Source organism: Massilia sp. (assembly GCF_032106685.1).
Taxonomy (GTDB): Bacteria; Pseudomonadota; Gammaproteobacteria; order Burkholderiales; family Burkholderiaceae_D; genus Telluria.
In genome coordinates this window covers 70,217-93,503 of the sequence record NZ_DAMCPG010000008.1, presented here as the reverse complement: position 1 = coordinate 93,503, position 23,287 = coordinate 70,217, and the positions used below count along the sequence as shown (strand labels likewise).

The window sequence follows — 23,287 nt, the reverse complement described above, 5'->3', positions numbered from 1 at the left end:
AGTTTTTTTCTAATCAGGAGCAAAGCAATGACGATCAAAGTTGCAATCAACGGTTATGGCCGCATCGGCCGCAACATCCTGCGCGCATTCTACGAAGGCGGCAAGAAACAAGACATCCAGATCGTGGCGATCAACGACCTCGGCAACGCCGAATCGAACGCCCACCTGACCCGCTACGACACCGCCCACGGCAAGTTCCCGGGCACCGTCACGGTCGAGGGCGACAACATGGTCGTCAACGGCGACAAGATCCGCGTGTTCGCCCAGCGTAACCCGGCCGAGATCCCATGGGGCGAGCTGGGCGTGGACGTCGTCCTCGAGTGCACCGGCTTCTTCACCACCAAGGAAAAGGCGTCGGCCCACCTGAAAGGCGGCGCCAAGAAAGTCATCATCTCGGCCCCGGGCGGCAAGGATGTCGACGCGACCATCGTCTACGGCGTCAACCAGGACGTGCTGAAGTCGACCGACACCGTCATCTCGAATGCTTCGTGCACCACCAACTGCCTGGCCCCGCTGGTCAAGCCGCTGCACGACGCCATCGGCCTGGAAACCGGCCTGATGACCACCGTCCACGCCTACACCAACGACCAGGTGCTGACCGACGTGATGCACGAAGACCTGCGCCGCGCCCGTTCGGCCACCCAGTCGATGATCCCGACCAAGACCGGCGCCGCCGCCGCGGTCGGCCTGGTGCTGCCTGAGCTGAACGGCAAGCTGGACGGCTTCGCGATCCGCGTACCGACCATCAACGTCTCGATCGTCGACCTGTCCTTCATCGCCAAGCGCGACACCACCGTCGACGAAGTCAACCAGATCATGAAGTCGGCCTCGGAAGGCGCCCTGAAAGGCATCCTGACCTACAACACCGATCCGCTGGTCTCGGTCGACTTCAACCACAACCCGGCATCGTCGAACTTCGACGCCACCCTGACGAAAGTCTCGGGCCGCCTGGTGAAAGTGTCGTCGTGGTACGACAACGAGTGGGGCTTCTCGAACCGCATGCTCGACACCACCGTCGCGCTGATGAACGCGAAGTAATCGCTCTTTCAGAAGAATGAAAAAAACCCGTGCGGCGCGAGCCGCACGGGTTTTTTGTTGCCTGTACCTTGCTTAGAACGTGTAGGTGCCGCGCACGTAGAAGGTACGGCCGATCGCGTCGGTGTAACGCGGATCGTAACCGGCCTGGAAGGTCTGGTCCTGGTAGCTCAGCGGCGGTTCGCGGTCGAACAGGTTACGCACGCCGACCGTCACGCCAAAGCCTTTCGGCTGGGTCCAGGACAGGTAGCCGTCGACGGTGGTGTAGGACGCCACGCGGAATTCCGGATCCTGGTCGACGTAGCCGGTCTTGTGACGCGCCGTCAGGCCGCCGCCGAACTCGCCGCGGCTCCAGTTCACGCTTGCCGAGTGCTGCCAGCGGAACACCGGACCCACGCCCGAGAAGATGCCGACGTTCTGGTTCCACTCGCCGCCTTCTTCGTTCTGGTACTCGTACCTGTGCACCCAGGTGCTGTTCAGCCCGAGGTTGAAGTTGCCCCAGTCGCCGGCGCGCAGGCGGTAGGCGGCGGTCAGGTCGATGCCGTCGGTCTTCAGGCCGCCCAGGTTCTGGGTGCGCAGGTCGACGTAGCCGCAGGTGGCCGGGTTCGGGCACTGCGAGCCGTCGGTCGACAGGTTGCCGGCGCCGTTGCGGTGGTACAGGCTGGCGTATTTCGCCGGATCGGCGAACACGTCGTTCTCGCTGAGCGAACCGATCTGCTTCTCGAGCTCGATGCGGTACAGGTCCGCGCCCAGGGTCAGGTTGGCGATCGGCTCGAACACCACGCCGAGCGTGAGGTTCTTCGACTCTTCCGGATCGAGGTTCTGGTTGCCGCCGAACAGCGCCTGGAACTGCTGGGCGCAGTTGGTGGCCGGGCTCTTGCCCGGAATCGCCGTGCCGCCCGGGCAGTTGATCGGGTCATCCTGCTGCGAGGTGTTGGTGTAGGTCTGGGCAGCGTTGATCTCGTACAGCGAAGGCGCGCGGAAACCGGTCGAGTAGGAGCCGCGCACCAGCAGCGTGCTCGACGGCTGGTAGCGGAAGCCGAACTTCGGATTCGTGGTGCTGCCGAAATCGCTGTACTTGTCGTAGCGGACCGCTGCGGTCACGTCCAGGTCGGCGAGCACCGGCACGTTCAGCTCGGCGAACGCGGCGTACACGGTGCGCGAGCCGGCGTTGAACAGGTTGGGGTCGATACCGGTGCTGGCCACGACCTTTTCCGCGTACTCGCTGTTGGCGCGGTTGCTGAAGTTCTCGCGGCTGGCCTGGCCGCCGAACGCCAGTGCGACGTTCTTGCCGGCGCCGACCCAGTCGCCCAGCTCGCGGCTGGCGCTGAAGTCGAAGGTCTTGGTCGTGCCCTTGGCGGTCTGGATCGTGCCGTCGAGGGCGGCGCTTTCGATCAGCGCCATGCCCTCGGCGTTCTGCTCGCCGAAGGGGTTGATGATGCCGTTCAGGACGCCGGCCGAGATGATGTTGCCGTCGCTGTAGCCCTTCAGGTTCGAGGTGACCTTGTTCTCGTTGTAGCTCAGTGCGGCCGTGTAGTCCCAACCCGCCATCGCGCCCGACAGCGATGCGACGAAGCGCTGCTGGCGGTTGATGTCGTCGCCCGCGCGCACGCCGTTCGGCAGGTCGCGCCACTTGACGTTCAGGTAGCCCGGCTGGACGCCCGGCGGCAGGCCGGTCTCGGCGACGAAGGTCGGATCGATCGGGATGGTCGGCGCAATGGCGCCCGGGTTGCCCGGGAAGAAAGGATTCAGCGTGCCGTTCGGGCGCAGGCGGTTCATGTACAGGCCGCCGTACGGCACCGGCGCGATCTGGTTTTCGACGCGGCTGCGGCTGACCAGGTATTCCAGGCCCAGTTCATGGTTCTGGGGCAGCTTCAGCGTGCCCTTGAACAGGCCGGTGGCGCGTTCGCTCTTCGGGATGTAGTCGACGAAGCTCGAGGTCGTCATGTAGCACGACAGGCCGTCGCCGGCCGGGATCAGGTTCGGCGCGCTGGTGCAGTCCGGCGCGGCCGGGTTGCCGACGTCGCCGTCCTGGAAATAGTTAGCCGGAGCAGTGGTCGGCGACAGGCCGCCCGGATAGCGCGTGTTGAACGGGCGCTGCAGGCCGCCCACGCTGTTCTGCTTCTGGAAGCCGCCGACGGCGAAGAAGTTGAAGCCGTCCGATTCGAGCTCGCCGTAGCCGAAGCCGAGGCTGGCGTTCTTCGAGATGCCGCCCGGGTGTTCCGGCTTGTCGTAGCCGAGGGTGGCGGTGCCGCCGGTGAAATCCTTGCGGGTGATGAAGTTGATGACGCCGCCGACCGCGTCCGAGCCGTACAGCGACGAAGCGCCGTCGCGCAGCACTTCGACGCGCTCGAGCGCGGCGAACGGGATCATGTTCAGGTCGGGCGCGGAGCTGTCGAAGGCGTTGTTGGCCAGGCGCCGGCCGTTGAGCAGCACCAGGGTCTTGTTGGCGCCGATGCCGCGCATGTCGGCGAAGGAGGCGCCGCCCGTGCTCAGGCCCACCACCTGGCTAGTGCCCTGCGAGGCCTGGACCGGGGCCAGGTTCGACAGCACCTGCTCGACGGTGGTGAGGCCCTGTTTCTTCAGCTCTTCCACGCGCACCACCGTCACCGGCACGGCGGTCTCGGCGTCGATGCGCTTGATGGCCGAACCGGTCACGACAACGCGCTGCATCGCTTGTCCGGTGGTGTCCTGGGCCGCGGCTGGGTTGACCAGCAGGGTAGCGCCGAGGGCGCCGGCGGAACAGATCAGACGTACGGACTGCGATAACACTCTTTCTTTGATCATCAACAAACTCCCCGTAACAGAAATGAGATACCCGCACCTTGAGCGCGAGGCTATCAGCAATGAAACACGGGAATTGTAAAGACGTCAATTTGCTTTGGATACATATGCAATTTCGTGAACAAAAGTATCCAAAAAACAACAAATGCTTGTTGTAGCCCGGCATACAATGAAATCCTGCCCATCGTGCGGGTAGCGATGCCGATCCGTGGGTGCATGCAGGTTCCGACGCCGCTGCTGGCACGCCTGCCATCCTCAACGTGCCGATGGGCGTGAAACAGCCTGTCAGTGCCGCCGTTGAAAATGCCCCGTCAGGGGCATTTTGTTTTAGTGATCCGTACAGCGCGGATTTTTATAAAAAAACAATATTAATCCAATATATTGACAATACGCACAATTATATTGTTCAATAATGCATTTCATTTGAGAAATTAATTCATATTTGTGTAGGGATTCATTCCTCATGCATATTGATAATCACTTTGCATAGAATTTCCTTTGAAATAAAACTAGTTGGTTTTGATAATTATTTCTTTATGGTATTGTTTTTGGTGAAGCAATCCGCCAGGCCGGGGATGTTTCTTTTTTTTATCCCATAACAATCCCAATGCTACCGAGAGAAATAATGAAAAAATCACAGGTTTTCATGCTTAAAAGCTCGATCGCTGCAGCCGCCACACTATTTTCGTTACACGCCAATGTGGCACTTGCGGTAGCGCCTTCCAGCACGCGCGGACCAGCTGCCGCCGATATCGGCCAGCTCCTGCAGGAGACTGACCGTCTCATCGTGCGCTATCGCGACAATGCCACCTCACGCAAAAGCGCCGCGGCGGCAAACATGGCGAAAGGCCGCGTACAGGAAGTGGCAAAGGCCCGCGGACTCGTTGCCAGGCAACTGCGCACGAACGGCCTGGGCGCGCAAATCTGGGCCCTGGACAAGCCTCTGAAAAACGCGGATGTCCAGGCAATCGCGCGCGCAATCGCCGCGGCCGATCCGGATGTGGAATATGCGGAACCCGACCGCAGGATGCAGGCGGCAATGATCCCGAACGATGCGCTGTTCGGGTATCAGTGGGACCTGCAGAATACCGCGGCAGGCATTAACGCCCCCGGCGCGTGGGCATATGGAATGACGGGCGCCGGGGTGGTGGTAGGCGTGATCGACACGGGTTATCGTCCGCATGCCGACCTGGCTGCCAACATTTTGCCGGGTTACGATTTTGTCTCCGACGTCAATAACGCGATGGACGGCAATGGGCGCGATTCCGATGCACAGGAACCGGGTGGACTCTATTGCCAGAGCAACTGGCACGGCACCCACGTCGCGGGAACCATTGCCGCCGTCACCAATAACGGCCAGGGCGTGGCGGGCATCGCCTACGGGGCAAAGATTCTCCCGCTGCGTGTCCTGGGATGCCAGGGCGGCCATGAATCCGATATCGCCGATGCGATCCTGTGGGGATCGGGCAATCCGGTCGCAGGAATTCCTGCCAATCCGACGCCGGCACGCGTGCTGAACCTGTCGCTGAGCGGGACGGGCGCCTGCGGCTATACCTATAGCGCGGCCATCAATGCCGCCAGAAGCCGGGGAACGGTGGTCGTGGTGGCAGCCGGAAATAATGGAAAAGACGCCAGTCAGTTCACCCCGGCAAACTGTCCAGGCGTTGTCGCGGTAGCGGCAACAGATGCCGAGGGTAAAAAGGCCGCGTTTTCGAACTTTGGCGCCAGCGTCAGTCTTTCGGCGCCGGGAACCGACATCGTGTCAACTTATAACGCAGGGACTTCCGGGCCCGGCGCGGATTTGTACGAGACGCTCCAAGGTACCTCGATGGCGGCGCCCCACGTCGCCGCGGTCGCTGCGTTGATGCTGCAGGCCAAGCCGACAATGACGGGGGCGGGGGTTGAAACGGTACTGAAAAGCACGGCAAAACCCTTCCCATATGGATGTTCCTCATGCGGTTCCGGCATCCTCGATGCCCAGGCCGCGGTCACGAAAGCGATCAACTGGGCAACAACCATCGTTCCCAGCAGTATCTACAAGACCCGCAGCGGCACCGGCACGGTCAGTGCCAGCGCGACGGTCGAGCCGATCGGCGCGGCGCCGTTCACGTATGCGTGGTCGACGATGGATGGGTTCGCGTTGACGAATGCAAGCAGCCCGACGGTGCAGATTTCGGCCTTCCTCGAGGTGTGTGGCCGGACCACGCTTGCCAGGCAAACCGGCACGCTGACCGTGACGGTCACCGATGCCCAGGGGATGGTCACCCGGGCGAATGCCGACGTCGATTTCAGGGCGACGAATACGACTGGCGCGTACATCCCGTGCATGTAAAGGGCAGTCGGCAGTAAAAAAGCCCGCCGTTGCGAAACGGCGGGCTTTTTCGTTTCCGGGAAGTTCAGGAAATCCGGGCGCGGTCAGCCCTTCGGCCAGGGCGTCAGGATCTCGAAGCCGTTGGCGGTCACGGCGATCATGTGTTCCCACTGGGCCGACAGCGAGCCGTCGGCCGTGACCACGGTCCAGCCGTCGTCGAGCTGGTTGGTTTCCTCGGCGCCGATGTTGATCATCGGCTCGACCGTGAAGGTCATGCCTTCCTTCAGCAGCAGGCCGGTGTTCGGACGGCCGTAGTGCAGCACCTGCGGGTCCTCGTGGTAGACGCGGCCGATGCCGTGGCCGCAGTAGTCGCGCACCACCGAGTAGCCGGCGCTTTCCGCCAGCTTCTGGATCGCATGGCCGACGTCGCCCAGGCGCGAACCCGGACGCACGGTGCGGATGCCCGCCATCATGCACTCGAAGGTGGTATCGACCAGGCGCTTCGCCTCGGGACTCGGGGTGCCGGCATAGTACATGCGGCTGGTGTCGCCGTGCCAGCCGTCCTTGATGACGGTGACGTCGATGTTGATGATGTCGCCGTCCTTCAGGATCTCGTTCTCGCTCGGGATGCCGTGGCAGACCACGCCGTTGACCGAGGTGCACAGGGTCTTCGGGAAGCCGTGGTAGCCGACGTTGGCCGGCGTTGCCTTCTGCACCTTGCGGATGTATTCGTTGCAGCGCCGGTCGAGTTCCTCGGTGGAGACGCCGGGAACGACGTACTCGCCGATCATTTCCAGCACTTCGGCCGCGAGGCGGCCGGCGACGCGCATCTTCGCGATGTCCTTGTCGTTCTTGAGTTTGATTGCCATGTTTGCTTGTTGGATAGCCGCGGCCGCGCCGCGCAATCCGTCATGATACCGCAGTGCATAAAAAATGCCCGCCAGGATAAGCTGGCGGGCATGGTCCGACGCTTCAACGCATCAGCTCATCAAGCGGGGTCCTGGCGGACCCGCGCCATCAGAACGACTGGCTGTAGCGCACGTAGAAGAAGCGATCGAGCGGCATGTCCGCATCCACCGAGGCAGCCGATGCCTGGGTGTTGTACACGATGCGTGGCTTCTTGTTCAGGAAGTTGTTCACGCCGACCAGGACGCGGCCATCCCACGCGGTCTTGTAGCCGACGCTCAGGTCGTGGTAAACCAGCGAACCCAGCTTGTTGGCACCGGTACCCCAGGTGGTCTTGGCGTTAGGCATGTTGCACTCGATGCCTTCTTCGGCATCCCAGCACTGGTCCTTGACCGGGCTGTAGTAACGCATGCCCCAGGTCGCGCTCCAGTTGCCCAGGCTCCAGTCGAGGTTGGTGTTCGACTTCACGCGGTTGGTCAGGTATTCGCCAGCGTAGTTGTTCCACTCGCTGTCGGCGCTGCTGCGGGTGCGCAGGGTGTCGACGTACGAGGTCTCGTTACGGATGGTGAACTGGCCGTACTGCGTACGCGGCAGGCGGTAAGACAGTGCGATGTCGAAGCCTTCGGCTTCCATCTCGCCCAGGTTGGCGTTGCCGCGCGACAGGGCGCTGATCTGGCCGGTGACCGGGTCACGCTTGATCACGCTGCAGAAGTCGGCCGAGCCGTTGATGTAGCACTCGTTGGCCACGTATTCGGCGCTGATGCCGGTGATACGGTTCTTGACGCGAATGTTGTACCAGTCGAGCGAGCCGGAGAAGCCTGGCAGGAACGACGGGCTGTACACGAAGCCCAGGGTCTTGGTGACCGCGGTTTCCGGTTCCAGGAACGTGTTGCCGGCGCCCGACATGAAGGCGGTCAGGCCTTGGGTGCCGCCGGTGTTCGTGATCGGCTGGCCCGCCTGGTCCTTCTGGCGGTAGGTCGCGTTGGTGCCCATGGCAACGCAGCGTGCCTGGACGGCCGGGTCGCGTGCGGCTTCGCCGAAGCGGGTGTCGCAAGGATCCAGGAACTCGTCGAACGACTGCTGGCCGCCGCCGAAGGTGTCGCCCAGGGTCGGTGCGCGGAAGCCTTCAGCCCAGGTACCACGGGTCAGCAGGTCCTTGACCGGCTTGTACATGAAGCTGATCTTGCTGTTGGTGGTGTTGCCGAAGTTGCTGTAGTCCGAGTAGCGCGAGGCCAGGTTGAAGGTCAGCAGTTCTGCGAACGGCTGGCCCTTCAGCACCGGCACGTTCAGTTCGGCGTAGGCTTCCTTGACGGTGTAGCGGCCGTAGGTCGGGTTGCCCGCGAGGTCGGTCGAATAGCCCGACTGCTCGAACTGGCCCGGACGGTCGTAGCCCTTCACTTCGCGGTGCTCGACGCCGGCCGCGAAGCCGACGGCGCCTGCCGGCAGGGTGAAGACTTCGCCGCCGACGTCGGCGGTCATGCTGGTGATGGTGCTGCCGTAGGACGCCTGGCCGGTCGACATGATGTAGGCCAGCGCTTCCGGCGTCGACGCCGACGGACCGCCCACGATGTCGAACGGAACGCACTCGGTCAGGCCGAGCGGTGCATCCGGGGTGCCGCACTGGACCACGCCGGAGGCGTTCATGAACGACGGGCCGAGGGCGCGCTTCAGGTTAGGCAGGTTCACGTTGCCGGTGCCGACGGTCGTGCCGCTGACCTTGCTGTGATTCCAGCCGGCGCTCCAGTTCCACGGCAGGCCGCGCAGTTCGAAGTCGCCCGACAGGGTGCCGTCGACGTGCAGGGTGCGGTTTTCGTTTTCGGTCACGCGCGGCACTTCGATGGTGCGGCGGGCGAAGAACAGGTCCTGGCCGAGGCCGGCGCCGGCAACCTGGTTGCCGTACGGGTTGTAGTAGCTGTCCTTGTCGATGTAGACCGGGAAGGTGCTCTGGGTGGTCGACTGCAGCGGGTAGCCGGCGATCTGGGCGGTCGAGCTGCGCTGCGAGTACATGGCCGTGCTGCGGAAGGTCATGTCCAGCGGCAGCGAGATTTCGCCCTTGACGAACAGGGTATCGAGCTTGTTCGGCATGACCAGCATCATGTCTTGCGTCGAGTTGTACTTGTCGTCGTTCGCGCCGACATAGTCGTGGTAGCTGTTCGGGTCGCGCGAGCTTGCGCTGGTGCCGACGCCGTCATAGGTGCCGGTGTGGTTGATGACGCGGTTGAAGAAACGGCCCGCGTTCAGCGGGTTGCCGTTTTCGTCCTCGCGCAGTTCGGTATCGGCTTCGCCGTTCAGCGGATTGATCGGCGCGATACGGCCCCATGGACCGCCGCCGAGGCCGGCGGTTGGGTGCCCCGGGCCGTAGGACGTCGAGGTGATGCCGCGGGCCGCTGGCCACACGACGCCCTGTTCGGTGTGCGACAGGCCGAACATCACCGACGACTTTTCGCCGACGGCGCCGTAAGTCAGGGAGAAGTCCTTGTTCTTGCCGTCGCCTTCCTGGTTCCGGCCGGTGTACAGGCTCAGCTGGCCGCCTTCCATCGACTTCTTCAGGATGATGTTGACCACGCCGGCGATCGCGTCCGAGCCGTAGATCGACGAGGCGCCGTCCTTCAGCACTTCGATGCGTTCGATCATCGAGGCGGGAATGGTCGACATGTCGGTGTAGCCGTCGACGGTCTGGGTCCAGCGCTTGCCGTCGACCAGCACCAGCAGGCGGTTCGAGCCGAGGTTGCGCAGGTTGATGTACTGGCCGCCGTTTTCACGGTTGGAGGTCAGCGAGCCGCCCTTGCTGAAGTCCGGCGAACCGGCCGACGACAGGTTGTTCAGGACGTCGCCGACGGTGATCAGGCCGGACTTCTGGATTTGTTCCTGGTTCATGACCTGGATCGGCTGGGACGTTTCCAGATCGACCTGGCGAATACGCGAACCGGTAACTTCGACGCGTTGCATCGACTGCGTCGCCTCTTGTGCGTACGCAGCGTGCATGCCCACAGCCAGTCCGCTCAGGCAGATTGCGCGAATCGACCGGGACAAGATTGTTTCCATCATGTTTGTAACACTCCTCAGTGAAATCGGTATGTCCACGTCGAGACATGGCCACTCCTTGCTTTGTTGCAAAACTCCATGCGGTACGCATGAGCTCTGTTGCAGCGCGACAATGGAATCACCTCGGAAGCCCCTCTGTCAACAGTGTGAAGTTATTAACTTCAGTATGTTGCAAAGTTGCGTAACTACATATGTATATGGTCGTATGTTCACCTTGACGCGGCTACCCGCAGGCGTTAACGAAAAATGCCCGCCGAAGCGGGCATTCCGGAGCTGGCCCGCTCCCGCGGGCCAGGCACAGTCGATTAGAACGACTGGTTGTAGCGGACCCAGATGAAGCGGTCCAGCGGGACGTCCGCATCCACCTTGGCTGCCGAAGCACCCGCGTCGGCGTTGCTGCGCGGACCACGGCCGAGGATGTTGTTCACACCGACCATGATCTTGCCGTTCCAGGCGGTCTTGTAGCCGACGCTCAGGTCGGTGAAGACTTGCGAACCCAGCTTGTTGTAGCCGTCGAAGCCAGCGCTCTGGCCTTCCGGATCCGAGCACTCCTCTTCGAAGTTACAGGTGGTCTTGACCGGGCTGTAGTAACGCGCACCCAGGGTGGCGCTCCAGTTGCCCAGGTTCCAGTCCAGCGTCATGTTCGACTTCACGCGGTAGATCGGGAACTCGCTGGCGTAGTTGAGGATTTCCGACTCGTTCGTGCTCTGCAGGTTGTACTCGTCGGTGTAGGTGCTCTGGCTACGGAAGGCGAACTGACCGTACTGAGTACGCGGGAAGCGATAGTTCAGCTCCAGGTCCCAGCCCTTGGTCGACATCGAACCCATGTTCTTGTTGCCACGGTTCAGCTGGGTGATCTGGCCGGTGACATCACGCGAGAAGTTGTCGCAGAACTCTTGCACGCTGTACACATAGCACTGGGTCAGCGTGTAGTTCACGCTGATGTCCGAGACGCGGTTCTTGACTTCGATGTCGAAGTAGTCGACCGCGACCGACAGGCCATTCACGTACGACGGGTTGTACACGAAACCGGCGGTCTTGGTGGTCGCCGTTTCCGGGGTCAGGGTCTGGTTGCCGACGCCGGTGTTGAATGCCACCGTGGTCTGCGCGCCGCCACCGGTGACGTTGCCGCCAGCCTGGTTCTTCTGGCGGAAGCCGGCAGGCACGCCGTCGGCTGCGCAGGCCGCCGCGACGGCCGGGTCACGCGCTGCGCGGCCGTACTGGCTGTCGCACAGGTCCAGGTAGGTGTCGAACGACTGCGAGCCGCCGCCGAAGGTGTCGCCCAGTGCCGGAGCACGGAAGCCCTCGGCCCAGGTGCCGCGCACCAGCAGGTCGTCGATCGGTTTCCACATCACGCTGACTTTGCTGTTCGTGGTGTCGCCGAAGTTGCTGTAGTCCGAGTAGCGGGTTGCCAGGTTCAGGCTCAGCAGTTTAGCGAACGGCATGTCCTTCAGGACCGGGACGTTCAACTCGGCATAGGCTTCCTTGACCTTGTAGTCGCCGACGGTGTCGAAGCCGGCCAGGTTGGTGGTCAGGACCTGCTGCTCGAGCGCGTCGCGGCGGTCGTAACCGCGCACATCACGGTGTTCGAGGCCGGCTGCGAAGCCCAGGCCGCCTGCCGGCAGCTGGAAGATCTCGCCGCTGATGTCGGCGGTTGCGCTGTTGACGGTGCTGCCGTAGGTGCCGCCGCCGCGGTGGTTGATGTACGCCAGCGCTTCCGGGGTCGACGCCGATGGGCCGCCGATGATGTTGAACGGCACGCAACCATCGACCAGGTTGTTCATGCTGGTGCCGCAGCGCACGACGCCGTCGGCGCCCATGAACGACGGGCCCAGGGCCTTGGCCAGGCGGAACAGGTTGATGTTACCGCTGCTGTTGGTGATACCGGTCACCGAGCTGTGGTTGTAGCCGACGCTCCAGTCCCATGCCGACGAACCCAGGTTCAGGCTGCCTTCCAGGGCGGCGTCGATGTGCAGGGTCTTGTTCTTGTTGTCGGTGATACGCGGCAGTTCGATGGTACGGCGCGCGAAGAACAGGTCGATGCCCTGGCCCGGGTTGACCGAGTTGCCGTACGGGTTGTAGTAGCTGTCCTTGCTGATGTACACCTTGTTGGCGACCTGCGAGGTGCTTTGCAGCGGATAGCCGGCCACCTGGGTCGACGAGTTACGCTGGGCGTACATCGCGGTGGTGGTGAAGCGCATGTCCGCAGGCAGGTTGATGGTGCCCTTGGTGAAGATCGAGGTCAGCTCGTTCGGCGCCTGGAACATCATGTCCTGGGTCGAATTGTACTTGTCGAGCGGCGAGTTGTTGTCGTAGGCGTGGTAGTTGTTCGGGTTGCGAACGTCCGCGCTGACGCCCACGCCGTCATAGGTGCCGGTGTGGTTGATCACGCGGTTGAAGCCACCGGCTGCGGCGCTGGTGTTCGAGGTGCCGGCAGCCGTGATCGGGGTGATACGGCCCCATGGGCCGGCGCCCAGGCCGTCTTCGATGTGGTTCGGGCCGTAGGTGTAGGCGGTGATGGCGCGGTCTTTTGCCCAGACTTCGCCTTGCTTGCTGTGCGACAGGCCGAACATCAACGAACCCTTGTCGCTGGCGACGCCGTACGACAGGCTCCAGTCCTGGGTCTTGCCGTCGCCTTCCTTGTTCTGGCCGACGTAGCCGCTGAACTCGCCGCCTTCCATGTTCTTTTTCAGGATGATGTTGACCACGCCGGCAATCGCGTCCGAGCCGTAGATCGCCGAGGCGCCATCCTTCAGGATGTCGATGCGATCGATCATCGACGACGGGATGGTCGACATGTCGGTGAAGCCGTCGACCGACTGGCTCCAGCGCTTGCCGTCGACCAGCACCAGCAGGCGCTGGGCGCCCAGGTTGCGCATGTCGAGGAACTGGCCGCCCATTTCGCGGTTGGAGGTCAGCACCGCACCCTTCGAGAATGCCGGGCTACCGGCCGACGACAGGTTGTTCAGGATGTCGCCGACGGTGACCAGGCCGCTTTTCTGGATCTGTTCCTGGCTCATCACCTGGACCGGCTGGGCCGTTGCCAGGTCGACTGCGCGGATACGCGAGCCAGTCACTTCCACGCGCTGCAGGGTGGGGGACTCAGTGGTGGTAGGGGTGGTTTGCGCAAAGGCGGACATCGCGCTGACAGCCAGAGTAACGGCGACGGCGATTTGTTTACGTTGATGCATGGACTCTCCAAAAAATTATTTTCAGTATTTCGTCTGCTACAACTGCATGGATCAAGCAACTCAAGCCGGGTACTGGTTTACGTGCCTGGTGGGCAACAACCAGATTTCTAAATTTCTCCGCTTGATGATTAGCAAGACTTGTACATCAGACACTTTTGTTCTTTGGGTGTCAATGACTGAAGGAATAATTTCGTGGCAAAAACAACACAATCGATCAATATCGATAAGTAGTTGTTTTATCGGGTTTTTTGTTGCACTGCAACGATACATACATGCTCCAAACTGGTGCATGAATGCTATTTTTTAGTACATACGTAGGGGAAGTGGAGAATGCGGATGCTTGTTGCAGCGCCGCATTTTTTTTAAACCAGAAGTTGTTGCCACAGCTCGATAACTTTTGCGCTGGCAAGCGCGACCTGGGCCGGCGCGACGCGCGCCGCCTCTTGTCCCTGCAGGCGCAGCTGGTGCTGGAGCTTGCGCATCGTGCGGTAGGCGCCGCCCACGTCCGCCGCCAGCGCCGGGTCGATCAACCCCAGTTCCCCGGCGATGCGCAGCAGCGCGATGTTGCCGAGATTCGCCGTGAGCTGCGGATACGCCGCCGCATGGCGCAGCACCAAGTACTGGACGATGAACTCGATGTCGATCATGCCGCCCGCGTCCTGCTTCAGGTCGAAGAGCATCGTGCGGTTCGGGTAGGCCTCGTGCATGCGCCGGCGCATCTTGCGCACTTCTTCCTTCAGCTCCGCTTCGCGCAAGCTGCGGTCCTGGCGCAGCACGGTGTCGCGGATCGCCTCGAAGCGCGCGCCGATGGCGGCGTCGCCGGCGCAGAAGCGCGCGCGCGTCAGCGCCTGGTGCTCCCAGACCCAGGCCGACTGCCGCTGGTAGCGTTCGAAGGCGGCGAGCGAGCCCACCAGCATGCCGCTGGCGCCGTCCGGGCGCAGGGCGGTGTCGATGTCGAACAGGATGCCGGCCGGCGTGTGCGCCGTCATCCAGGTGATGAAGCGCTGGGCCAGCTTGGCGTAGTTCGAGGGCGCCATGTCGTCCTCGTCGTCGAACAGGAAGATCACGTCGAGGTCGGACACGTAGCCCAGCTCCTTGCCGCCCAGCTTGCCGTAGGCGATCACGGCGAAGCGCGGTTCCTCGACGTGGCGCGTGGCCACCGTCTTCCAGGCCCAGCGCACCGTCGCCGCCACCATCACGTCGGCCAGCGCCGACAGGTGGTCGGCCAGGCGCTCGACCGACAGTTCGCCGGCCAGGTCCAGCGCCAGCAGGCGGAATTGCTGGGCGTGGTGGGTCTCGCGCAGGATGTCGAGCTGGCGCTCGGTGTCGCCCTCGGCCTCGTGCAATCTCGTGTCGAGGCTGGCCGCCAGCTGCGCCGGCTCGTCGATGCCGCCGCGGTCGTCGAGCAACTCGTCGAGCAGGATCGGGTGCTGGGTCAGGAAGGTGGCGGCCCAGCCGCTGGCGTGCATCATGCGGATCACGCGTTCGAGCGTGTGCGGGTACTCGGTCAGGAGCGACAGGTAGGCCGAGCGGCGCGCCACCGCTTCCAGGAAGTCGAGCAGGCGGCCCAGCGTGGCGCCGTGGCTGCCGACCCCGGCTTCCTTCACGGTCGCGGCGACCTGGGGCAGGGCCAGGTTGACCAGGGCCAGCAGGCGCGCCCGGCTCGCATCGGGCAGGCTCTGCAGGCGCGGCGCCTGCCAGGTCGCCACCAGGCGGCGCGCGCCGTCCAGCGGATCCTCGTAGCCGAGCGAGCGCAGGTGGTCCTCGATGGCGGCCAGGTTCTCCGGATCGGCCGCGATCGCTTCCAGTTCGGCGCGCTCCTCGTCTGGCGCGGCGCTCTTGTCGGCGAACATGTCGTCGAATTCGGCGGCCACGAAGGCGCGCTGTTCCTCGAGCCGGGCGAGCAGGGCGGGGACGTCCGGCAAGCCCATCATCCGGGCAATGATCTCGCGGTCGGCCTGGTTGGGAGGCAGGGTATGGGTCTGGGCGTCGTCCAGGTATTGCAGGCGGTGCTCCAGGTTGCGCAGGAAAGTGTAGGCGCCCAGCAGGCGCTCCACGGTGGCGGGCGCCATCAGCTCGCGCTCGCCGAGCAGGCGCAGGGTCTGGCGCGTGGAGCGTTCGCGCAGGGCCGGGTCGCGCCCGCCGCGGATCAGCTGGAACACCTGGGCCAGGAATTCGATCTCGCGGATGCCGCCGCGCCCCAGCTTGACGTTGTCGCTGCGGTCCGGATGCAGGCGCTCCTGGCGGTTGACCTCGGCGCGGATCTGGGCGTGCATGTTGCGGATCGCATCGATCACGCCGAAGTCGAGGTAGCGCCGGAACACGAAGGGACGCACGATGGCGTCCAGGGCGGCGATGTCTTCGTCGAGGCCGGTGACGGCGCGCGCCTTGACCCAGGCATAGCGCTCCCATTCGCGGCCCTGGACGATCAGGTATTCCTCGACCATGTTGAGGCTGGCCGCCAGCGGTCCGGACTTGCCGTTCGGACGCAGGGCCATGTCGACCCGGAAAGTAAAGCCGTCCTCGATGACTTCGGACAGCGCGCCGATCAGGCGCCGCCCCAGGCGCACGAAGAATTCGTGGTTCGACAGGCCGCGCTGCTGCGGCCCCGCCGCGGTTTCGCCGTCCTCGGGATAGACGAAGATCAGGTCGATGTCGGACGAGACGTTCAGCTCGCCGCCACCCTGCTTGCCCATGGCCAGCACCATCATTTCCTGGGGCCGTCCGGACTCGGCGCCGACCGGCACGCCGTGGGCGGCGACCATCTCGGCCATCAGGTCGTCCAGGTGGGTGCGGATCGCGAAATCGGCCAGGCCGGTCATGGCGGTGACGACTTCGTCGAGATCGGCCAGGCCCTCGAGGTCGCGCCGGATCAGGCCGGCCAGCAGCAGGTTGCGCAGGCGCCGCATGGCGCGCGGCAAGGGGATGCCGGCGGCCAGCTCGGTCTCCAATAACGCGCCGAAATCCGGCCGGGCCAGCGATAATCGGGTCAACCCGGCGACACGTTCGTGGCGGCCGGGAACTGCGTCGACCCAGCGTTGATACCAGCGCGAAGCGTTGGCGGCGGAAACAGGTGTCATCGGGTCGTCCTGCACAAGAGTAAAAGCGTTCCGGAAGGCGTGCTTGCGGTAGAATTGCCCGCCGTGCTGCCTGGGTCAGCATGATGGTAAGGTAGACGCCGCGATCGTAGCAAGCGCTCTCTTATTAAAGAAACAATTTACGGCGAGCCTTTTATTAGCACTTTGATGCACAACCCGGAGCCTGAAGCGCCCCAGGCGCACGTTCCGCTGGCCGAACGCTGGCGGCGGGTGCGTGCCGCCTATCGCTATCTGAACCTGGCTTCGCATCATGTGCTCGGGTTCACCATCAAGCTGGTCCTGCTGGTCTACTTCGGGCTCGGGCTGCTGTTCCTGGCGCTGCGCTACGCGATCCTTCCTAATATAGATATGTACAAGGGCGACATCGAGCGCCTGGCCAGCCGCGCGCTCGGCAACGAGGTCGCCATTGCCCGCATCTACGCCTCCTGGAGCGGCCTGCATCCTTCGCTGTTCCTGGGCGACGTCACCCTGAAGGACGCGCAGGGACGCCAGGTGCTGGCGCTGCCCTCGGTATCGGCAACCTTTTCCTGGTGGAGCGTGTTCGCGGCCGAGCCGCGCTTCGAGACCCTGGAGCTGATCCGCCCCCAGCTGGACGTGCGGCGCGGGCCGGACGGCGTGTTCCAGGTGGCCGGCGTGCGCATCGACCCGAAGCAGGAGGAGGGCGGCGCCGGCGGCGACTGGGTGTTTCGCCAGCGCCAGATCCTGATCCGCGAAGGACGCATCGACTGGACCGACGCCTTGCGCGGCGCGGCGCCGCTGGCGCTGCGCGACGTTTCGCTGGTGCTGCAGAACCGCTGGACCACGCACCGCTTCGCGCTCAAGGCAACGCCGCCGGCCAATCTGGCCCAGCCGCTGGACGTGCGCGCGCGCTTCACCCATCCGCGCTTCGGCGGACGCGCTTCCGACATCTCGCAGTGGCGCGGCGAACTCTACGCCGACCTGCGCGACGCCGACCTGGCGGCCTGGAAGCAGTACCTCGACTATCCTTTCGAACTGAACCAGGGCAAGGGCTCGCTGCGCGCCTGGATCACGCTCGACCATGCGCGCCTGGCCGGCTTCACCGCCGACCTGGCGCTGGCCGGCGTCCATGCGCGCATGCAGCCGAACCTGCCGCCGCTGGCGCTGGCGCGGGTGTCGGGACGCTTCTCCGCGCGCGAGGAACTCGCTCCCGGCGTCGAGGACGGCAAGCCGACCTTCGGCGCCAACGGCCACACGGTCGGCGTCAGCGACTTCAGGGTGGTCACCAGCGACGGCCGCGCGCTGCCGCCGGCCACCGTCAGCGAAACCTTCACCCCGGCGCGGGGCGGCAAGCCGCAGCGGGTCGCGGTCGAGGCGCGCCAGGTCGATTTGGCGGCGCTGGCCGAGCTGGCGGCGCAACTGCCGCTCTCGCCGCTGCAGCGCCAGCTGTTGGCCGACTTCGCGCCGCGCGGGCAACTGCTCGATTTTTCCGCGTCCTGGGACGGCAAGGTGCCGCAACTGGCCGGCTACCGCATCAAGGGCCGCGTCGCCGGCCTGAGCCTGCAGCCGCAGCCGGCGCGTCCCGCCATCGCCGCCGCCCCGGGCGTGGCCGCGCAAGCGGCGCGGCCGGCCCTGCCGGGCGTCGACAACCTGTCCGGCAGCATCGACGCCACCGAGGACGGCGGCAGCGTCAGCGTCGACTCGGACAAGCTGGCGCTGCGCATGCCGGCCTGGTTCGCCGAAGACGCGATGCCGCTCGACCGCCTGGCGCTGCAGGCGCGCTGGCGCTACCAGCCGCGGGAACAATTGCTGGTCGAGGTGGACCGGCTCGCGTTCGCGCAGGGCAGCCTGCAGGGCGAGCTCTCCGGCAGCCACCTGCTGCCGCTGGCGGAGGGCCACGGCCCGGGCGTGGCCGACGTCCGCGGCAGCCTGGACGGCTTCCGGATCGCCGAGGTCGGGCGCTTCCTGCCGAACGTGACCCCGGAACACCTGCGCGACTGGCTGGCCGCGGCGCTGCAGGGCGGCACCCTGGACGACGTGCAGCTGCGCCTGCGCGGCGACCTGGCCGAGTTCCCGTTCCGGGCCGACAATGCAAGCCAGCGCGCGCGCGGCGAATTCCGCGTCGCCGGACGCCTGAACGGCGCCGTGCTCGAATACGCGCCCGGCCACCGCACGCCTGAGAACAAGCCGCAGTGGCCGCTGGCCGAGGCCATCAATGGCAGCATCGTGTTCGACCGCGCGCGCATGGAGATCCACGGCGAGACCCTGCGCAGCATGGGCCTGGCCCTGTCGAACGTGCGCGCCGTCATCCCGAACCTCGGCTCGCACGAGGCCCAGCTCGACATCGACGGCACCGCCGCCGGGCCGCTGCAGGAATTCCTGCGTTACGTGTCGGCCAGTCCGGTGCCGGGCTGGATCGGCCACTTCACCGACGAGACGCGCGGCAGCGGCAACGCGCGCCTCGGCCTGAAACTGCGCATGCCGCTGGCGGACCTGACCCAGACCAAGGTCCAGGGCGCCCTGCAGCTGCAGAACAACGACGTGTCGCTGTTCCCCGACCTGCCGCCGCTGCAGGCGGCGCTCGGCAGGATCGAATTCACCGAGCATGGCGTCAACCTGAACGGCGTCGGCGCCAGCTTCCTCGGCGGGCCGCTGGCGCTGTCGGGCGGTACACAGCGCGACGGTGCGATCGCGATCCGCCTGGCCGGCACGCTGTCGGCCGAGGGCATGCGCCGCAGCGCGCCGGCCCCGGCGATGGCGCGCCTGGCCACGCGCATGTCCGGCAGCACCCGCTACGGTGGCGTGGTGGCGGTGCGCGACCACGCGCTGACCGTCACGCTCGACTCGAGCCTGGCCGGCCTCGGCCTGGAGTTGCCGGCGCCGCTGAACAAGGCCCAGGACGCGGCGCTGCCGCTGCGTTTCGTGCTGACCGGCGCCCCGACGGTGGACGGCGTCGGCCGCGACGAGCTGCGCCTGAACCTGGGCAATGCGGTCGCCGCGCGCTACGTGCGCAGCCGCCAGCCGCAGGGGCACTGGGTGGTCGAGCGCGGCGGCATCGGCGTGAACCTGCCGGCGCCCGAGCCGGACGACGGCATGATGATCAACGTCGACATGAAGTCGCTGAACGTCGACGCCTGGCTGGCGGCGGCGCACACCATCGCCGGCGACGACGAGAACGATGACAAAGGGGAGCCCGGCAGGGCCAGCCGCGGGGCGGCAGTCCCTGCCGGGCCGGATTTTTCGCAGTACGTGGTGCCCACCACGATCGCCGCGCGCGCCGGCGAGCTGTTCGTCGCCGACCGGCGCATGGTCGACGTCGTGGTCGGCGCGACCCACCGCGGCAGCAGCTGGCAGGCCAACCTGCAGTCGCGCCAGGCTTCCGGCCACGTCGGCTGGAGCGAGCAGCCGGGGCAGGGCGTGGGCAAGGTCACGGCGCGCCTGGCCTCGCTCGTCATCCCGGAGTCGTCGGCGGCCGAGGTCAAGGACCTGCTCGAATCGAACCGCGGCGCGGCCAGCATTCCGGCGCTCGACATCGTGGCCGAGCGCTTCGAGCTGTTCAACAAGCAGTTCGGCCGCCTCGACCTGCAGGCCAGCAATGTGCAGGCGCTGGCCGGCAAGGAGTGGCGCATCGACCGCCTGAGCCTGTCGAATCCCGACGGCCAGCTGCGCGCCACCGGGCGCTGGCTCACGAAAGACGGCAAGAGCAACACCAGCATGAACTTCAACCTCGACATCCTCGATGCCGGGCGCCTGCTCGACCGCCTCGGCTTCCCCGAGACCCTGCGCCGCGGCAAGGGCAAGCTGTCGGGCGACCTGTCCTGGAGCGGGCTGCCGTACGCGCTCGACATTCCTTCGCTGTCGGGCCAGATCGAATTGAACGTGGGCGGCGGCCAGTTCCTGAAGCAGGACCCGGGCGCGGCCAAGCTGCTCGGCGTGCTGAGCCTGCAGGCCCTGCCGCGCCTGCTGAAGCTCGACTTCCACGACGTGTTCTCCGAGGGCCTGGCGTTCGACGGCATCACGGCCAATGCGATGATCTCGCGCGGCGTGGTCAAGACCGACAACCTCAAGATGCACGGGGTGGCGGCGACGGTGCTGATGGACGGCACGGCCGACATCGCCAACGAATCAACCAACCTGCACGTGGTGGTGATCCCGGAATTCAACCTCGGCACCGGGCCGCTGGTGTATGGCCTGGCGGTCAACCCGGTGATCGGCATCGGTTCCTATCTGGCGCAGCTGTTCCTGCGCGCGCCGGTGATGAAGGCGCTGACCTACCAGATGCAGATCACGGGCCCCTGGAAGTCGCCGACCATCACCAAGCTCGACAACCCGCCGGACACGCCGCCGGCAGCCAAAGCGAAAAAGGAATGACATGACCAGCGTCGCCGCAGTCCAGATGGTGTCCACGCCCGACGTGGCGCACAACATTGCCACCGCCCGCCGCCTGGTCGGCGAAGCCGCCGCCGCCGGCGCCACCCTCGTGACCCTGCCCGAGTACTGGCCGATCATGGGCATGAGCGACGCCGATAAAGTGGCGCACGCCGAGCAGCCCGGCAGCGGGACTATCCAGGACGCCATGGCCGCGCTGGCGCGCGAGCACGGCATCTGGCTGGTCGGCGGCACGCTGCCGCTCGTGTCGCCGGACGCCGGCAAGGTCCTGAACACCACGCTGGTGTACGACCCGCAAGGGCGCAACGTGAGCCGCTACGACAAGATCCACCTGTTCGGTTTTACCAAGGGCAGCGAATCCTACGACGAGGCGCGCACCATCGTGCCGGGACAGGCGGTGGGCAGCTTCGAGGCGCCGTTCGGGCGCGTCGGCCTGTCGGTCTGCTACGACCTGCGTTTCCCCGAGCTGTACCGGGCGATGGGCGAGTGCGCGCTGATCGTGGTGCCGGCCGCCTTCACCCACACCACCGGCAGCGCGCACTGGGAAGTGCTGCTGCGCGCCCGCGCCATCGAGAACCAGTGCTACGTGCTGGCCTCGGCCCAGGGCGGCACCCACCAGAACGGGCGCCGCACCTTCGGCCACAGCATGCTGGTCGACCCCTGGGGCGAGGTCAAGGCGGTGCTGCGCGAAGGAGAAGGCGTGGTCACGGGCGAACTCGACCCGGCTTTCCTGGCCGGGGTGCGCGAGAGCCTGCCGGCATTGCGCCACCGCAAGCTGTAACAGGCTTTCCTGGCAGTACGACCGCCGCCGGCGCCGCTTTCCGCCGTGGGTAGTGCCCTGTGGTTTAGGTGCCGATGCGATGTGGGCGGATATGGCACAATGCCCCAATCCATACGAGAAACAGACGCAAAATGACTCCATTCGAACCGAACCTTTCCTCCCTGGCCGTCGCGCGCGACGTGCTGCTGACGCCTTTCGGCCTGGACGAAGGCAAGCTGCTGCGCACACTGGGAACGATGTTCACCCACAAGGTCGACTATGCCGACCTGTATTTCCAGTTCACCAAGAGCGAAGGCTGGAGCCTGGAAGAGGGCATCGTCAAGACCGGCAGCTTCTCGATCGACCAGGGCGTGGGCGTGCGCGCCATTTCCGGCGAGAAGACGGCCTTCGCTTATTCCGACGAGATTTCCGAAAGCGCGCTGCTGGATGCGGCGGCGGCCACGCGCACCATCGCGCGCGCCGGGGCCGGCCGCGTGAAGGTGGCGACCAGCGCCCAGCCGACCGGCGGCCGCTCGCTCTACCTGCCGAACGACCCGCTGGCCTCGCTCGACGCCACCGCCAAGGTGCGCCTGCTCGAGCGCGTCGAGAAGATGGCGCGCGCCAAGGACCCGCGCGTGGTGCAGGTGATGGCGGGCCTGGCCGGCGAATACGACGTGGTGCTGGTGGTGCGCAGCGATGGCGTGCTGGCGGCCGACATCCGTCCGCTGGTGCGCGTGTCGGTCACCGTCATCGCCGAGCAGAACGGCCGGCGCGAGATCGGTTCCTCGGGCGGCGGCGGCCGCTTCGACTACGGCTATTTCGACGACGCCATCCTCGAGCGCTACGCCGACGACGCGGTCAAGGCGGCGCTGGTCAACCTGGAGGCGCGTCCGGCGCCGGCCGGCCCGATGACCATCGTGCTGGGCCCGGGCTGGCCCGGCGTCCTGCTGCACGAGGCGGTCGGCCATGGCCTGGAAGGCGACTTCAACCGCAAGGGCTCCTCGGCCTACGCCGGCCGCATCGGCGAACGCGTCGCCGCCAAGGGCGTGACCGTGGTCGACGACGGCACCCTGAAGGACCGCCGCGGCTCGCTCAACATGGACGACGAGGGCAACCCGACCCAGTGCACCACGCTGATCGAGGACGGCATCCTGAAGGGCTACATCCAGGACACCATGAACGCGCGCCTGATGAAGATGCCGGTCACCGGCAACGCGCGCCGCGAGTCCTTCGCCCACCTGCCGATGCCGCGCATGACCAACACCTACATGCTGGCCGGCGACAAGGATCCGGCCGAGATCCTGGCGTCGGTCAAGAACGGCCTGTACGCGGCCAACTTCGGCGGCGGCCAGGTCGACATCACCAACGGCAAGTTCGTGTTCTCGGCCAGCGAAGCCTACATGATCGAGGACGGCAAGATCACCTACCCGGTGAAGGGCGCGACCCTGATCGGCAACGGCCCGGACGTGATGAACCGCATCTCGATGATCGGCAACGACATGAGCCTGGACTCGGGCGTGGGCGTCTGCGGCAAGGAAGGCCAGAGCGTGCCGGTGGGCGTCGGCCAGCCGACGCTGCGCATCGACGGCGTGACGGTGGGCGGGACGGGCTGATCGTCCTGCTCCTCGCTTGACGAAGAAATGCCCGGCTCGTGCCGGGCATTTTTTATTGTCGGACGCCGATCTATCCTGTCTACGCGGTGACCGCACCTACGGTCTGGGCACCCGTAGGGTGGGCGGCTTCGCCGCCCACGCGTCGATCGTTATCGGCTCCGATATCGCGCTGGACGAATTTGCCGCTAACTATCACC

11 protein-coding genes are annotated in these 23,287 nt (G+C 65.3%); 6 read left to right on the top strand and 5 right to left on the bottom strand.

The genetic code is table 11. From position 1 onward, the window contains the following. Positions 1–27: 27 nt before the first annotated feature. Entirely contained in the window at positions 28–1,038 is a 1,011-nt protein-coding gene (gap, locus tag RT688_RS07250) for a type I glyceraldehyde-3-phosphate dehydrogenase (RefSeq protein ID WP_312549145.1), read from the top strand. Between the two features lie 72 nt (positions 1,039–1,110). Here gap and RT688_RS07245 read toward each other — a convergent pair whose 3' ends face one another. Beyond that, positions 1,111–3,822 (bottom strand): TonB-dependent receptor, encoded by a 2,712-nt coding sequence (locus RT688_RS07245; protein WP_313704171.1) that lies wholly within the window; start codon positions 3,820–3,822, stop codon positions 1,111–1,113. Between the two features lie 209 nt (positions 3,823–4,031). On the opposite strand from RT688_RS07245, the gene RT688_RS07240 reads away from it, so the two are divergent. Further along, positions 4,032–4,232, top strand: coding sequence for a hypothetical protein (locus RT688_RS07240; protein WP_313704170.1), 201 nt, complete (start codon positions 4,032–4,034; stop codon positions 4,230–4,232). 212 nt (positions 4,233–4,444) lie between these two features. After that, positions 4,445–6,151 carry a S8 family peptidase gene (locus RT688_RS07235; RefSeq protein ID WP_313704169.1) on the top strand — a complete coding sequence of 569 codons (1,707 nt, stop codon included), beginning with the start codon at positions 4,445–4,447 and terminating at the stop codon, positions 6,149–6,151. A gap of 83 nt (positions 6,152–6,234) precedes the next feature. Here the strand turns inward: RT688_RS07235 and map are convergent, their stop codons facing one another. The 4 genes from map to glnE form a co-directional block, all read right to left on the bottom strand. Next, complete coding sequence (gene map, locus RT688_RS07230; protein ID WP_313704168.1) at positions 6,235–6,999, bottom strand: type I methionyl aminopeptidase; 765 nt, start codon at positions 6,997–6,999, stop codon at positions 6,235–6,237. Positions 7,000–7,147: 148 nt separating this feature from the next. After that, on the bottom strand, positions 7,148–9,985 hold the full coding sequence (locus tag RT688_RS07225; protein ID WP_313704167.1) for a TonB-dependent receptor domain-containing protein: 2,838 nt from the start codon (positions 9,983–9,985) through the stop codon (positions 7,148–7,150). 401 nt (positions 9,986–10,386) lie between these two features. After that, entirely contained in the window at positions 10,387–13,272 is a 2,886-nt protein-coding gene (locus tag RT688_RS07220) for a TonB-dependent receptor domain-containing protein (protein ID WP_313704166.1), read from the bottom strand. Between the two features lie 362 nt (positions 13,273–13,634). Further along, positions 13,635–16,352 (bottom strand): bifunctional [glutamate--ammonia ligase]-adenylyl-L-tyrosine phosphorylase/[glutamate--ammonia-ligase] adenylyltransferase, encoded by a 2,718-nt coding sequence (gene glnE / locus RT688_RS07215; RefSeq protein ID WP_313704165.1) that lies wholly within the window; start codon positions 16,350–16,352, stop codon positions 13,635–13,637. A 165-nt stretch (positions 16,353–16,517) separates the two neighbouring features. Between glnE and RT688_RS07210 the strand changes: the two genes are divergently transcribed. From RT688_RS07210 to tldD, 3 genes are all read left to right on the top strand, one after another. Continuing rightward, on the top strand, positions 16,518–20,699 hold the full coding sequence (locus tag RT688_RS07210) for a YhdP family protein (RefSeq protein WP_313704164.1): 4,182 nt from the start codon (positions 16,518–16,520) through the stop codon (positions 20,697–20,699). Position 20,700: 1 nt separating this feature from the next. Further along, positions 20,701–21,498, top strand: coding sequence for a carbon-nitrogen hydrolase family protein (locus RT688_RS07205; protein WP_313704163.1), 798 nt, complete (start codon positions 20,701–20,703; stop codon positions 21,496–21,498). A 131-nt stretch (positions 21,499–21,629) separates the two neighbouring features. Then, positions 21,630–23,090 carry a metalloprotease TldD gene (gene tldD, locus RT688_RS07200; protein ID WP_313704162.1) on the top strand — a complete coding sequence of 487 codons (1,461 nt, stop codon included), beginning with the start codon at positions 21,630–21,632 and terminating at the stop codon, positions 23,088–23,090. Positions 23,091–23,287: the final 197 nt, after the last annotated feature.

Coding starts and splice junctions, on each gene's coding strand:
- gap (WP_312549145.1), top strand. CDS start 28: ATGACGATCAAAGTTGCAATCAACGGTTATGGCCGCATCGGCCGCAAC.
- RT688_RS07245 (WP_313704171.1), bottom strand. CDS start 3,822: ATGATCAAAGAAAGAGTGTTATCGCAGTCCGTACGTCTGATCTGTTCC.
- RT688_RS07235 (WP_313704169.1), top strand. CDS start 4,445: ATGAAAAAATCACAGGTTTTCATGCTTAAAAGCTCGATCGCTGCAGCC.
- map (WP_313704168.1), bottom strand. CDS start 6,999: ATGGCAATCAAACTCAAGAACGACAAGGACATCGCGAAGATGCGCGTC.
- RT688_RS07225 (WP_313704167.1), bottom strand. CDS start 9,985: ATGCAACGCGTCGAAGTTACCGGTTCGCGTATTCGCCAGGTCGATCTG.
- RT688_RS07220 (WP_313704166.1), bottom strand. CDS start 13,272: ATGCATCAACGTAAACAAATCGCCGTCGCCGTTACTCTGGCTGTCAGC.
- glnE (WP_313704165.1), bottom strand. CDS start 16,352: ATGACACCTGTTTCCGCCGCCAACGCTTCGCGCTGGTATCAACGCTGG.
- RT688_RS07210 (WP_313704164.1), top strand. CDS start 16,518: ATGCACAACCCGGAGCCTGAAGCGCCCCAGGCGCACGTTCCGCTGGCC.
- RT688_RS07205 (WP_313704163.1), top strand. CDS start 20,701: ATGACCAGCGTCGCCGCAGTCCAGATGGTGTCCACGCCCGACGTGGCG.
- tldD (WP_313704162.1), top strand. CDS start 21,630: ATGACTCCATTCGAACCGAACCTTTCCTCCCTGGCCGTCGCGCGCGAC.